12 protein-coding genes and 1 tRNA gene are annotated in these 12459 nt (G+C 61.3%); all 13 read left to right on the top strand.

Translation table 11 applies throughout. From position 1 onward, the window contains the following. Positions 1-10: 10 nt before the first annotated feature. The 13 genes from BPRO_RS06410 (at position 11) to BPRO_RS06350 (ending at position 12421) form a co-directional block, all read left to right on the top strand. The gene (locus BPRO_RS06410; protein WP_011482244.1) at positions 11-523 is read left to right on the top strand and encodes a lipoprotein insertase outer membrane protein LolB; all 513 of its coding nucleotides are present in this window, start codon (positions 11-13) and stop codon (positions 521-523) included. A gap of 62 nt (positions 524-585) precedes the next feature. Continuing rightward, positions 586-1515, top strand: coding sequence for a 4-(cytidine 5'-diphospho)-2-C-methyl-D-erythritol kinase (gene ispE, locus BPRO_RS06405; protein ID WP_011482243.1), 930 nt, complete (start codon positions 586-588; stop codon positions 1513-1515). Positions 1516-1639: 124 nt separating this feature from the next. After that, a tRNA-Gln gene (locus BPRO_RS06400) sits at positions 1640-1716 on the top strand. A 264-nt stretch (positions 1717-1980) separates the two neighbouring features. Beyond that, positions 1981-2955 (top strand): ribose-phosphate pyrophosphokinase, encoded by a 975-nt coding sequence (locus BPRO_RS06395; RefSeq protein ID WP_011482242.1) that lies wholly within the window; start codon positions 1981-1983, stop codon positions 2953-2955. Between the two features lie 96 nt (positions 2956-3051). Next, a complete protein-coding gene (locus BPRO_RS06390) occupies positions 3052-3735 on the top strand; it encodes a 50S ribosomal protein L25/general stress protein Ctc (protein WP_011482241.1) in 684 nt (227 codons plus the stop codon). Positions 3736-3879: 144 nt separating this feature from the next. Next, positions 3880-4494 (top strand): aminoacyl-tRNA hydrolase, encoded by a 615-nt coding sequence (gene pth / locus BPRO_RS06385; RefSeq protein ID WP_011482240.1) that lies wholly within the window; start codon positions 3880-3882, stop codon positions 4492-4494. 671 nt (positions 4495-5165) lie between these two features. After that, positions 5166-6161: a DctP family TRAP transporter solute-binding subunit gene (locus BPRO_RS06380; RefSeq protein ID WP_011482239.1), complete on the top strand. Its 996-nt coding sequence runs from the start codon at positions 5166-5168 to the stop codon at positions 6159-6161. 91 nt (positions 6162-6252) lie between these two features. Then, the gene (locus BPRO_RS06375) at positions 6253-6816 is read left to right on the top strand and encodes a TRAP transporter small permease (RefSeq protein ID WP_011482238.1); all 564 of its coding nucleotides are present in this window, start codon (positions 6253-6255) and stop codon (positions 6814-6816) included. Further along, positions 6813-8093: a TRAP transporter large permease gene (locus tag BPRO_RS06370; RefSeq protein WP_011482237.1), complete on the top strand. Its 1281-nt coding sequence runs from the start codon at positions 6813-6815 to the stop codon at positions 8091-8093. Before BPRO_RS06375 ends, BPRO_RS06370 begins: the two co-directional genes overlap by 4 nt. A 66-nt stretch (positions 8094-8159) precedes the next feature. Then, a complete protein-coding gene (locus BPRO_RS06365; protein ID WP_011482236.1) occupies positions 8160-8972 on the top strand; it encodes a class I fructose-bisphosphate aldolase in 813 nt (270 codons plus the stop codon). Next, a complete protein-coding gene (locus BPRO_RS06360) occupies positions 8969-10009 on the top strand; it encodes a zinc-dependent dehydrogenase (protein ID WP_011482235.1) in 1041 nt (346 codons plus the stop codon). Before BPRO_RS06365 ends, BPRO_RS06360 begins: the two co-directional genes overlap by 4 nt. After that, positions 10002-11540, top strand: coding sequence for a xylulokinase (locus BPRO_RS06355; protein ID WP_011482234.1), 1539 nt, complete (start codon positions 10002-10004; stop codon positions 11538-11540). The genes BPRO_RS06360 and BPRO_RS06355 overlap by 8 nt, the downstream gene beginning before the upstream one ends. A 176-nt stretch (positions 11541-11716) precedes the next feature. Beyond that, complete coding sequence (locus tag BPRO_RS06350; protein ID WP_011482233.1) at positions 11717-12421, top strand: FadR/GntR family transcriptional regulator; 705 nt, start codon at positions 11717-11719, stop codon at positions 12419-12421. Positions 12422-12459 lie beyond the last annotated feature (38 nt).

Below are 12459 nucleotides of genomic sequence, written 5' to 3'. Positions count from 1 at the left end.
ACCCCGCCCCTTGTTGCTCCTTGCCCGCCTGCGCTCAGCTTTTTTTTCAGGCTGCCTGATTGCTGCTTTTCTAATCGCAGGATGCGCCAATCCTCCGGGGGTCAAGGGCATTCGTGCCCCTCAAAACGACTTCTGGACCGGCCGTCTCAGCCTGCAGGTCCACAGTGAACCCGCGCAGTCTTTCTCAGCGAGTTTCGAGCTCAAGGGCCAGCCGGAGCGCGGCGAGCTGACACTCATCAGCCCGCTGGGCAATGTCCTGGGCGTACTGCGCTGGTCTCCCGGCGAGGCCGTCCTTGATTCGGGCAACGAGAAGCTGCAACACTATGCCTCGATCGACGTGTTGATGGAGCAGGCAACCGGCGCGGCCTTGCCACTGGTCGCGCTGTTTGGCTGGTTGCAAGGGGACCACGCCAGCGTCAGCGGCTGGTCTGCCGACTTGTCCCGCTACGGCGAGGGCCGTATTTCTGCCAAAAGAGTCCAGCCCACACCACCAGCCGATCTTCGTGTCGTGCTGGATCAGTAAGGTCCGGTGCAGCGCCCTCCGCCGCTTTAATGGATTAACGGATTCATCGGAATTTTTCAGACATGACACGCACTGCCAGCGCTCCTCGTTCCGTGGGTTCAGCACGCCCACTCAAAGCCATTTACGACGTTCCCGCCCCGGCCAAGCTCAACCTGTTTTTGCACATCACGGGCCGGCGGGCCGATGGCTACCACCTGCTGCAGTCGGCCTTCATGCTGATCGACTGGTGCGACACCCTGCACTTTGAACTGCGCACCGATGGGCAGATCAGCCGCGCCGACCTGAGCGATCCAGGCAGTCCCGGCTGCGGCGCAGCAGAACCCCTGCCAGCAGAAGATCTTGCCGTGCGGGCGGCCAGGGCCCTGCAGGCAGCGTGCGGCACCTCACTGGGTGTTCACATCGGTCTGGAAAAACGCATACCGTCTCAGGCGGGCATGGGCGGCGGCTCGTCCGACGCGGCGAGCTGCCTGCTGGCACTGCAACGCCTCTGGGGCGTAACGTTGCCTGCCACGGAGTTGCGCGCGCTGGCCCTGTCGCTGGGCGCGGACGTGCCTTTTTTCCTCTCGGGCGGGCATGCCTGGGTCGAAGGGATCGGCGAGAAAATCACCCCCATCGCGCTGCCGGCGGCGCGGTTTGTGGTGGTCAAGCCTTCGGCCGGGCTCTCTACGCCCGCTATTTTCAGTGCGCCGGAACTCAAACGCGATACAGAAACTGCTACAATCCAAGGCTTTGCTGCAAATGCAGAAGGTCAGGTCTTCGGATTTGGCCGCAACGACTTGCAGCCGGTCGCCCAGGCACTGTGTCCGCCGATTGGTCAATCACTCGATTGGCTGTCAGCGCAACACCTTCAGGGACGAATGACCGGCTCGGGAAGTGCTGTGTTTGCGCTACTGCCGCACGATGTGGATCTGTCAGATGTACCAGGAACTCCTGGTGACTGGAAAATCCGCAAGTGCAGCAATTTGCAAGCGCATCCCCTGGCCGGTTGGTAATAAAATAACGGCTCTTGGGAATGTGTTTTCAAGCGACCATGAGTGAACAGGTTATAGGTCGGTTGTTGGCGAGTTGCGTTGTCTGGTTTCAGGCTACGCTTCAAAGGCAACAGTTGTCCTGTGTAGGGGTGTCGCCAAGCTGGTTAAGGCACCGGATTTTGATTCCGGCATTCGCAGGTTCGAATCCTTCCACCCCTGCCAAATTTCTGATCTGCCATGAAGGCGGGTCGCAGATCCGCCCGGTGCGGGTCTGCATGACTGACGGAACCCCTTAGGTTCCGCTTGACTACAGGCCCGCTTGGCGGGTCTGTGTGTTTTGGGAGACACTGGCAACCGGCGCTCACTGCCAAGTTCCTGCTGCAACGTGTTTCCCCGGTGCGTGATGTTGCCGCGCGCAAGTTGATTCGATAAAAAATTTCCGTCGCGTTCAAGTCCTCTTCAAGTTCGATTTCAGCTGGGCCTCACATGCAAACGCACCACCCCGACTTCATGGTTTTCACCGGCAATGCCAACCCCAGCATGGCCTCCGAGATCGCCCAGCACCTGGGCATTTCACTGGGCGCTGCCCATGTGGGGCGTTTTTCCGACGGTGAGGTCACCGTTGAAATCCAGCAAAACGTGCGGGCCCGTGACGTGTTTGTGGTGCAGTCGACCTGTGCGCCGACCAATGACAACCTGATGGAACTGCTCATCATGGTCGACGCGCTCAAACGGGCCTCGGCCGAGCGCATTGCCGCCGTGATTCCTTATTTCGGCTATGCCCGGCAGGACCGCCGCCCGCGTTCGGCACGCGTGCCGATCACGGCCAAAGTGGTGGCCAACATGCTGCAGGCCGTAGGCGTGTCGCGCGTCCTGACGATGGATCTGCATGCCGACCAGATCCAGGGCTTTTTTGATATTCCGGTGGACAACATTTATGCGTCGCCGGTGCTGCTGGGCGATTTGCGCCAGAAGAATTACACCGACCTGATGGTGGTTTCGCCCGACGTGGGCGGCGTGGTGCGTGCCCGCGCGCTGGCCAAGCAGCTCGGCTGCGACATGGCCATCATCGACAAGCGCCGTCCCAAGGCCAACGTGTCGGAAGTGATGCACGTGATCGGTGATATCGAAGGCCGCAACTGCGTGATCATGGACGACATGATCGACACGGCCGGCACGCTGGTCAAGGCCGCCGAGGTGCTCAAGGAGCGTGGCGCCCAAAAGGTTTACGCGTATTGCACCCATCCGATTTTCTCGGGCCCGGCCATCTCGCGTATCGCCCAGGGCGACGCGCTCGATGAGGTGGTGATCACCAACACCATTCCCTTGAGCCAGAACGCGCAAACGTGCAAAAAAATTCGCCAGCTTTCCGTGGCACCGCTGATCGCCGAGACGATCCAGCGCATTGCCAAGGGAGAGTCGGTCATGAGTTTGTTTTCGGACCAGGACAACCTGTTCTGATCTGAAACAAAAAGGTGGCTGCGCAACCCCAGGGGTTGGGCAGCCTTTTTATGTCGGGGTGAGCTGGTCGCGGCCTGCCCCTTAATGGAGAAGATTATGAAATTCGTCGCTTTTGAGCGCGCAAAGCAGGGCACGGGTGCGAGCCGCCGTCTCCGCATCACGGGCCGCACGCCCGGTATCGTTTACGGTGGCACCGGTGAACCGTCGCTGATCGAACTCGATCACAACGCACTGTGGCACGCCATCAAGAAGGAAGCTTTCCACGCGTCCGTCCTCGAGATGGAAATGGGCGGCAAGACCGAGAAGGTTTTGCTGCGCGATCTGCAAATGCACCCGTTCAAGCAACAGGTTCTGCACATCGACTTCCAGCGCGTTGACGCGAGGACCCGCCTGACCATGAAAGTGCCTCTGCACTACAGCGGTGAAGAAGAGTCCCCTGCGGTCAAGGTCGAGAACTGCCTGGTCAACCACGTGCTGACCGAACTGAGCATCTCTTGCCTGCCGAAAGACCTGCCTGAATTCATCGACATCAATCTGGGCGGCCTGAAAAAAGGCACCTCGCTGCACGTCAAGGACATCACGCTGCCCAAAGGCGTGAAGTTCGTCGCCAAAGGCGGCCAGGACAACCCGGTGCTGGTGTCTGTGTCTGCCGTCTCGGAAGAGGCCGAGGCTGATGCAGCCGCCGCCGCTGCCGCGGCCGTGCCTGTGGACCCCAAAGCAGCCAAGGCTGCTGCCGCCAAAGAAGCCAAAGCCGGCGCCAAGCCTCCTGCCAAGAAGTAATTCCCGGCCAGCGGCATTGGCCTGAAAAGGTCAGCGGCCCTTGTCCTCCCCGGAGGCCAAGGGCCGTTTTTCTTGAGGACCACGTTCTGCTGCACCGATAATCCCGGTTGCGGGACGCACCGCTTTCTCTCCCTTACACACAGCATGATCAAACTTTTTGTTGGCCTGGGCAACCCGGGTGCCGAATACGAGGCGACCCGCCACAACGCCGGCTTCTGGTGGATAGACGCGCTCTCGCGCGAATTGCAGGCGCCGCTCACCCTGGACAAGAGTTATCACGGACAGGTCGCGCGCACCACCCTGAACGGCAAAACCGTATGGCTTCTCAAGCCCCTGACCTTCATGAATGTCTCGGGCAAATCCGTGGCGGCGCTCGCCCGGTTTTTCAAGATCGCGCCCGACGAGGTGCTGGTGGCCCACGACGAACTCGACATCGTGCCCGGACAGGTCAAACTCAAGTTTGGCGGCAGCCATGCGGGCCACAACGGCCTGCGCGACATTCATGCCCAGCTCGGCACCGACGACTACTGGCGCCTGCGCATCGGCGTAGGCCATCCCGGCGTGAAAGCCGAGGTCATCAACTGGGTGCTGAAAAAGCCGTCACAGGAACATCGCGTAGCGATTGAAGAATGCATTGACCGCGCACTCAAGGCGGTACCGGCCCTGCTGGCAGGCGAGATGGAAAAAGCCACCATGCTGATTCACACCAGCCAGCCACCGCGTCCCAAGCCACCGCGCAGGACGGAACCGGAAGACTGATCGCAGCAGCCAGTTAGGCTCAGGAAGGAACGCGCCCACCGTCTGTCTGCGCAACAAGACTGAATTCAGGTTCAATCTCCGTCCTGTGGATCTCTGCAAGGCGCTGTCATCCTTGCTCGGAAGCAATCTTCATTGACGACCTTTGCTTCCCAAGACCCTGTTTTTATAGCTGCCTGCTATATTTCTTCGCCCGGGGCCGAGGCTGCACCAATGCGGTTGCACCTGCAGCCAGGTGATCGGCGTATCGCGATCAAAGGTTGAATCACCGCGAAGTCCGTACCCCATGTACCGGGCGGGCGAAATGGCAAAAGCGACTGTTCTGGCGCACACCGGCTGCCGCTACCGTCCCAATCCATCCGTTGAGCCATCCACGGCCTTTATTGCAGGGAAGTCTGTTCGCGCTCCACCTTACTGCGCGCCGGCTGCCACAGGCTACGGCCCACACCCCCGACGCTGCCGCACAAGCCAGGAGACTTGTCCCGCGCTGACAAATTGCCAAACCGCTGATCCAGCGCCCCATGCTGACCGCGGGGCTCACTGCAGCCCTCTCGTTCCAGGCGCACTTTTGACCCAATTCTTTCCCGGGGGTTTCTACTAATTGGATAGACCAATTATTGTTCATACACTCAAATCTCATGAAAATTGGTATAACCATTAACAGGAGACACGTTATGAGCAAGATCGGATTCATGCTGCTTACCTGGGCGCTGGCCTTTGCCGCTCAGACGGCCATCGCCAAAACCACCTTCAATCTCTCCACGCCCGACCCGGATAGTTCTGAAATTACCCTGGCAGCCAAAAAATTCGCGGAAATTGTCGCGGCCAAAAGTGGCGGGCAAATCGAAGTCAAGGTGTTTCCGAACGGGCAGCTTTACGGGGGTGATCCTTCCGCTGCCGTGCGCCAACTGGCGAGCGGGTCCTTAGATATGCTGCTGCTGTCAAGCTCGCTGTATGCCAACTTCAATCCGAAGTTCACCGCCATCTCCGTCCCGTACCTGTTTGATGACAATGCCCAGCTTCGTGCTTATCTGGCAGGCCCCCTGGGGCAGGAGTTGCTCACTGACCTGAACGGCATAGGCATCAAGGGGTTGGCGCTCTGGCAGCGTCCGTTCCGTCAGATGACCAATTCGCGCCGGGCGATCAACCAGCCGCAGGATCTGGCCGGGATGAAGTTCCGTGTCCCGAATAACCCCCTGTGGATGGAGTTTTTTGGCAAGCTCGGCGCCGTTCCGACCCCCATGGCATTCGGCGAGGTCTACAACGCCCTGCAGCTGAAGGTGGTCGATGGCCAGGAAAACCCGATCAACATTCCGGTAACCGCCAAGTTTTACGAAGTCCAGAAGTTCGCCACGCTGACCAACCACATGGCCGACGGTTGGGTGCTGGCCATCAATCCCGCCAAATTCGCGGCGCTCCCGGAGGCGGAGAAGCAGGCGCTGCAAGCTGCCAGCGTAGAGGCGGAAGCATGGAAGTCTGCCAATGACGCAGCCGATGCCAGCCGATCGGTGGAATTCCTGCGCTCCAAGGGCGTGCAGGTCAATAGCCTGAGCCCGGAGCAACAAAAAGCCTTTGTGGCGGTCTCCAAAGAACTGTTCCCCCGCTTCTCAACGCTTGTCAAGGATCAGGCCTTCTTTGACAAGACCTTGTCCTTTGTCGGCAAAAAGTGAGCAGCAACCGGCCCATATCTTCCAAACCAGTCTGGTATCCCGGGTCATGAGCATCCAGGATTCCAGTCGGCGAAAAAAGGAACATTCCGTCATGTCAACCGACACCTTGCAGCCTCCGGTCGCCCTGGGCCGGGACATTGACCGGTCTGCCTACGCCCGATGGCTGGGAAAGCTGACGGATGGTATTTGCGGCCTGACGGCTGCCGGGACTGTACTGGTGGTTCTGACGCAGGTGATCAGCCGCCTGCTGGGTGCACCGATCTCCTGGACCGAGGAACTGACCCGAGCCTTGTTCATCTGGATGATATTTATCGGCCTGGCGACGAGCATGCGACACGCCGACGCAGCCCGTGTGACCATCTTCATGGAAACCCTGCCCCGCTCATTAAGGCGGCTCGCACTGCCGATCTACCTCTTCTGCTGCCTGGGTTTTTTCGCGCTGATGGGCTGGACGGGCGCCACCATGGTACGCCAGCAAATACTGATGAATGAATCCATCGCCACGCTGGGCTGGCCCAGCTGGGTCATTGGCCTGGTCATGCCAGTCTCCGCGATTTTGGCCATTCTCTGCACGCTGGAGTCCTTGCGCCAGCACCGCGCCGCCATCGCTCTCGATCCTTCGAAAGCCACACCCAAACAGGAAGCTGCATCATGAGTATCGCGCTGCTGCTGATTTTTCTCGTCCTGTCGGCGCTTGGCGTCCCGCTGGCCATTGCGTTGGGCCTGTCCGGCGTGGCCAGCGTCTTCATGTTCACCTCGACGCCGCTGAACCTGTTGTCCGAGAGCATGTTTTCAGCGATGAATTCCTTCCTGCTGGTTGCGGTTCCGCTGTTCCTGCTGGTCGGTCAGTTGATGGAACGCGGCGGGGTCGCCGACCGGATTTTCGACTTTGCCCATGCGGCCGTCGGCTGGCTGCCTGGCGGCATGGGCCATGTCAACGTAACCTCCTCGGTGGTCTTCGGCGGCATCTCGGGCTCCTCGGTCGCCGACATCGCCTCGCTGGGCGCAGTCGAGATCAATGCCATGACGCGGCATGGCTACGACAAGGGCTATGCGGTCGGCATGACACTGACCACCTCGACCCTGTCCTCGATCATTCCGCCCTCGATCCTGATGGTGATTGCAGGCTCGATCGCCAGCCAGTCGATCGGCCTGCTACTGGTCGCCGGCCTGATCCCCGGCCTGTTTATCGCCGCCATGCTGATGGTCTACAACCACTTCTACAGCGTGCGCAAAGGCGTCGGCAAGCCCATGCCCTTCAGCGGGGGGCTGCTGCTGCGTGCCGGTCTGCGCGCGATCCTGCCGATGATGACACCGGTGATCCTGATGATCGGCATTCTGGACGGCTTCTTCACCCCGACCGAAGCCGCCGCGATTGCCGTGGTCTACACGCTTTCGATTGCAGCAGTGATCTACCGCCGGATCAAGTGGAAGGACATCGCCCCGATGCTGATCGATACCGCACGGACCAGCGGCAACATCCTGTTCATCGCAGCCACGGCCAAGCTGGCGGCCTGGGTCTTCGCTTATGACGGCCTGCCGGTGCAGGTCGGCAATGCCTTGGGTTCGATCACCACCAACCCCATGCTGATCATGCTGCTGATCTTCCTGTTCCTGGTGGTAGTCGGCATGTTCATGGATGCCATCGCGGCCATGTTCATCCTGATTCCGGTGCTGCTGCCGCCGGCCGTAGCCCTGGGCATCGACCCGATTCACCTGCTGGTGATTGTGGTCGTCACATTGACCCTGGGTCTGGTGACGCCCCCGGTGGGCGTCTGTCTGTTCGCCGCGGCGAAGGTGGCAGACATGTCCGTGGAGGAGGTCATCAAGGGCTCAATCGGCCCCGTCTCGGTTCTGATCCTCTCCATCCTCGCCATGGTTCTTTTCCCCGTGCTGGTCATCGGTCCACTGCGCCTGTTTGGCATGTACTGACGCCGCACAACTCCACCCCATCCATCCACCCCCCATCCACTCACCCCATTCACAGGAGTATTCCCCATGTTCGTCGGTAAACAAGTCCGCCTCAAACGCCTGCTCGGAAAATCCGGCCGCCTGCTGGCCATCACCATCGACCATCCGATCACCCGCGGGCTGATGCCCGGCCTGGAAGATATCCGCACCACCATGCGCAAGGTGGTGGCCGGCCGCCCCGACGCCATCACCATGCACAAGGGAATCGCCGAAAAGGTGTTTGCACCCTATGCCGGTGAAGCCGCCATGATCATGAAAGCAAGCGCCTATTCAGTGCAGTACCACCCGACCTACGACGCCCCGGTGGCGGATATCGAAGAGGCGGTCCGACTGGGGGCTGACGCGATCTCGGTGGGATGCATTGTCGGCGGGCCCGAGCAGGCCCAACAGCTGACTTTTCTTGGCAAAGTGTCCAAGGAGGCCAGCTCGGTGGGCATGCCCCTGGTGGCCCACATCTATCCCAAGGGGAGCATGATCAAGGACCCACACGACGCCAAGGCTGTGACCTATGCAGCGCGCGTTGGCGCCGAATTGGGCGTAGACATCATCAAGACCCTGTGGACCGGGTCGGCCGAGAGCTTTCGCAGCGTCGTCGAAGGCTGCCCCGCCATCGTGGCCCTGGCCGGTGGCGAAATGGGGGAAACCCTGGAAGACTACCTGCGCATGACCCGTGAGGCACTCGACGTCGGCCTGGGCGGCGTGACCTACGGCCGTTTTGTCTGGCAGCATAAGCACCCCACGGCCGTGATCCGTTCCCTCAGCGCCCTGATTCACGACAACGCCAGCGTGGCAGAAGCCCTCAAGGTCTATGACGCCGCAGTGACGACGGAGGCCGAATGAAAGCCGCCGTTCTGCGCGCCCCCAAGGTACTGCAACTCAGCGACATCGCCACACCGGAAGCCGCACCCGGCGAGCTGGTGCTGCGTGTGCGGGCTGCGATGGTCTGCGGGACGGATCTGCGAATTTTGACTGGCCGAAAGACCAAGGGGGTACGTTTTCCCTCGGTCATCGGACACGAGTTTGCGGGCGAAGTGGTTCAGGTCGGCGACGGCGTGACTCAGTTCAAGACGGGAGACCGTGTCTGCATGGATCCCGTCATCCCCTGCCGGGCCTGCGCCTATTGCAAGACCGGGCACGAAAATGTCTGCCTTCATCGGCAGGCCATGGGCTATGAATTCGACGGCGCTTTTGCCGAGTACATCCGTATTCCGGCGATCGCGCTCACGGCGGGAAATGTGTTCATGATGCCCGCGCAGATGAGCTTTGAATCCGCCGCACTCGCCGAGCCCCTGGCCTGCTGCATCAACGGCCAGCGCAATGCCGGTGTCCAGGTCGGAGATACCGTGGTGGTCCTCGGAGCCGGCCCCATCGGCCTGATGCACGCCGCGCTGGCGCGTCTCTCGGGAGCCAGGCAGGTGATTGTCAGCGAGCCCAATGCGGCGCGGCGCCAGGCTGCCGTCGACCGGGGCGTTGAACATATGTGCGACCCCAGCACCGAGTCTGTCATGGAGTTTGTCAAGGCCCGCACCGACGGACTCGGCGCGGATGTTGTGATTCTCGCCATTGGCGTCCCGCAGCTTGCCAATGAATCGCTCAATCTGGTCCGCAAGGGGGGACACGTCAACCTCTTTGCGGGTTTCTCGGCCGGTGAGACCTCGAACATCGATGTCAACCTGATCCACTACAACGAAATCGTGGTCACGGGCGCCAGTGCCCTGAGGCGACGCGACTACGAACTTGCGCTGAACATGCTGTCAGCCGGTCAGATCGACGCCAATTCGCTGATCACCCATCGCTACGAGGTCGCGGATTCGCTGGCAGCCTTTGACGAAGCCGGCAGCGGCCGGGCCCTGAAGGTGGCGATTCACAATGTCTGAAGTCCTGCTCGGCATCGATGCCGGTACCAGCGCCATCAAGGTCTGCGCCTTCGACCCGGGTGGCAAGCTGCTGGCCAAGGCCCAGCGTTCGGTGCCCGTCATCACGCCCTGTCCGCTGTGGGTCGAGGTCGACCTGGAGCGCTACTGGGAACTCATCGCCGAAGCCATTCATGAAGTCACCGCCCGGGTCGGCCCGGTCTCGGGCATCGGTTTGTCCACCACCTGCCCGACGACCATCGTGCTGGACGCCGACCACAGGCCACTGCGGCCCGGCATCGTCTATCTTGACGGGCGAGCGGATGAACTGGTGCACGAAATCACCGGCAAGGACGCGACCGCCTACCAGCGCCGTACCGGCAACCAGGCCAGTCCGTCGACCTGCTGGGCCGCCAATCTGCTGTGGCTGCAGCGCCATGAGCCCCAGGTGTGGGCCAAGGTTCACCGGGTGTGCATGCTCAACAGCTTCCTGGCACTGCGCCTGACCGGGACGCTGGGTATTGAGCCGACCCAGGCGTCCTACTCCGGCCTGATGGACGTCCGCGCTTCGCAAGCGTGCTGGTCGGACGAATTGCTGCGTCTCTGGAGCGTGAGGCCGGAGCTTCTGCCGCCGCTTTGTTCGGGCGCCGACCTGCTGGGACGGGTGACCCCCGAAGCCGCGGCCTTGACCGGCTTGCCTGTTGGCACACCATTGGCGCTGGGTGTCGCAGACACCGTGGCCGCCGCTTTTGCCATCGGCCTGCGCGATTGCGGTGACGCCTTCGAGTCGGTCGGCACGTCGGGTGTGATCACCTTTTGTCTGGACCGCCCGGACTTCAATTCATGCTTTCTCAACCGCCACCACATCCTGCCCGGTCGCTGGCTCGCCCACGGCGCCATGTCAACCCTGGGTGGTGCCTTTGGCTGGCTGCAAAGCAAGGTCTGGCCGGAGATGCATTCACTGGCCGAACTGGAACGCATGGCGCAGGAATCGGTCCCGGGCTCCAATGGACTGATCTTCCTGCCCTACCTGGCCGGCGAACGCAGCCCTATCTGGGACGCGGAGGCCAGTGCCGCCTGGATTGGATTGCGTCTGGGGCACACGCGGGCCGACATGGTGCGCGCGGTTTTCGAAGGCGCAGCATTCGGCTTGCGGCAGATACTGCAACACGCCGAAGACCAGTGGAACTGGCGCCCGCGAAAACTGGTGGGCGTCGGCGGTGGCGCCCGCAGCCGTTTCTGGGCACAGATCAAGGCCGATGTACTCCAGCTGGAATACGGCATGGCCGAGTTCACCGATGCGAGTGCCCTGGGCGCAGCCCTGCTGGGCGGCGTGGCGTCGCAACGCTACCGGGGCTTGGACGATTCGTCGCTGCCAATCATTCATTCGGCCGACCAGTACATCAAACCCGGTCCGCAGGATCGCTGCGAGGTCTATAACCACCGGTTTTCGGTCTTCACCGAGCTCTATCCTGCACTGGCCCGATCAATGCATGCACTGGCTGAACAGACACCAGCCGCCCATGACGTGGTGCGCCATCGAGCAAGAGCCTGACGAACGCACGCCAACCGCCTGTGTCCTGTGTGGCCCGCGCGCGGATGGCGCCGGCTGTGGCCTGCCACAGTGCTATAGCGCGCTGCTATGCTCTAATCCGCCTCCATCGAGGATCGCGAATTGCCGGAACGCGCGCGCCTGGCCCTGTTTTTTCACCGACCGCATGCACCAAACTCATGACTGAAGACGCCGACGATCTGCTGGTCCGAATTATCGAGATCGCCGTGCGGACGCGGGCTGACAGCAGCGGCCGCGTCCGTCTTCCGACCGAGCGCGAGCTTTCCGAATTGCTGCAGGTGCAACGCCCTACGGTGCGGGAGCGCCTGACCATTCTTGAAACACTGGGTTTCGTGCAGCGTCGCCAGGGCAGCGGCACCTATCTCACACTGCCAAATTCGCAATTCCTGCAGTTCTATTTTGAAGTCGGCCTGAAACTGGGCTTCGTTTCAATCGATCAGATGCAAAAGGCCATGGAGATGATCGGCCTGGAAATGGTCGGGAGCGCCGCCATCCACGCCAGCAGCGCAGATATCGATCTGCTGGAGCAGGCGGTCCAACAGTTGGCCGCGACCACCAGTGTCAATGAATTTGTCGATGGCCAATTCGAGTTTCACGCCGGACTGGCACGTGCTTGCCACAATCCCGTCATCAGCCTGCTGATCGATGGACTGGCGCGGGTAATTCGGGCGGTGCTATTGAGCCGGGTACGGGTGCTATCGATGGTGCGGGGCGCCTTTGACCGCAATGTGGACGCTTACTCATCGGTGGTGCAGTCATTGCGTGACCGGGAGCCCGAAATGGCGCGCATTGCGCTCCAGGAGTGCTACGCGCTGTGGCGGCGCGAAGCTTCGAAAATATCGATGCTGGACCTGACCGAGTGAGCCGCGGCGGTTGGCCCGGTCACCCAGGAGTTGCCATG

The sequence above is a fragment of the Polaromonas sp. JS666 genome, from assembly GCF_000013865.1.
In the GTDB taxonomy this organism is placed as follows: Bacteria; Pseudomonadota; Gammaproteobacteria; order Burkholderiales; family Burkholderiaceae_C; genus Polaromonas.
Note: the sequence above shows the minus strand (reverse complement) of the source record. Positions and strands in the feature narration are given on the sequence as shown.

Excerpts from the sequence above, each read along its gene's own strand:
- ispE (WP_011482243.1), top strand. The coding sequence starts at position 586 with ATGACACGCACTGCCAGCGCTCCTCGTTCCGTGGGTTCAGCACGCCCA.
- BPRO_RS06395 (WP_011482242.1), top strand. The coding sequence starts at position 1,981 with ATGCAAACGCACCACCCCGACTTCATGGTTTTCACCGGCAATGCCAAC.
- BPRO_RS06390 (WP_011482241.1), top strand. The coding sequence starts at position 3,052 with ATGAAATTCGTCGCTTTTGAGCGCGCAAAGCAGGGCACGGGTGCGAGC.
- pth (WP_011482240.1), top strand. The coding sequence starts at position 3,880 with ATGATCAAACTTTTTGTTGGCCTGGGCAACCCGGGTGCCGAATACGAG.
- BPRO_RS06380 (WP_011482239.1), top strand. The coding sequence starts at position 5,166 with ATGAGCAAGATCGGATTCATGCTGCTTACCTGGGCGCTGGCCTTTGCC.
- BPRO_RS06375 (WP_011482238.1), top strand. The coding sequence starts at position 6,253 with ATGTCAACCGACACCTTGCAGCCTCCGGTCGCCCTGGGCCGGGACATT.
- BPRO_RS06370 (WP_011482237.1), top strand. The coding sequence starts at position 6,813 with ATGAGTATCGCGCTGCTGCTGATTTTTCTCGTCCTGTCGGCGCTTGGC.
- BPRO_RS06365 (WP_011482236.1), top strand. The coding sequence starts at position 8,160 with ATGTTCGTCGGTAAACAAGTCCGCCTCAAACGCCTGCTCGGAAAATCC.
- BPRO_RS06360 (WP_011482235.1), top strand. The coding sequence starts at position 8,969 with ATGAAAGCCGCCGTTCTGCGCGCCCCCAAGGTACTGCAACTCAGCGAC.
- BPRO_RS06355 (WP_011482234.1), top strand. The coding sequence starts at position 10,002 with ATGTCTGAAGTCCTGCTCGGCATCGATGCCGGTACCAGCGCCATCAAG.
- BPRO_RS06350 (WP_011482233.1), top strand. The coding sequence starts at position 11,717 with ATGACTGAAGACGCCGACGATCTGCTGGTCCGAATTATCGAGATCGCC.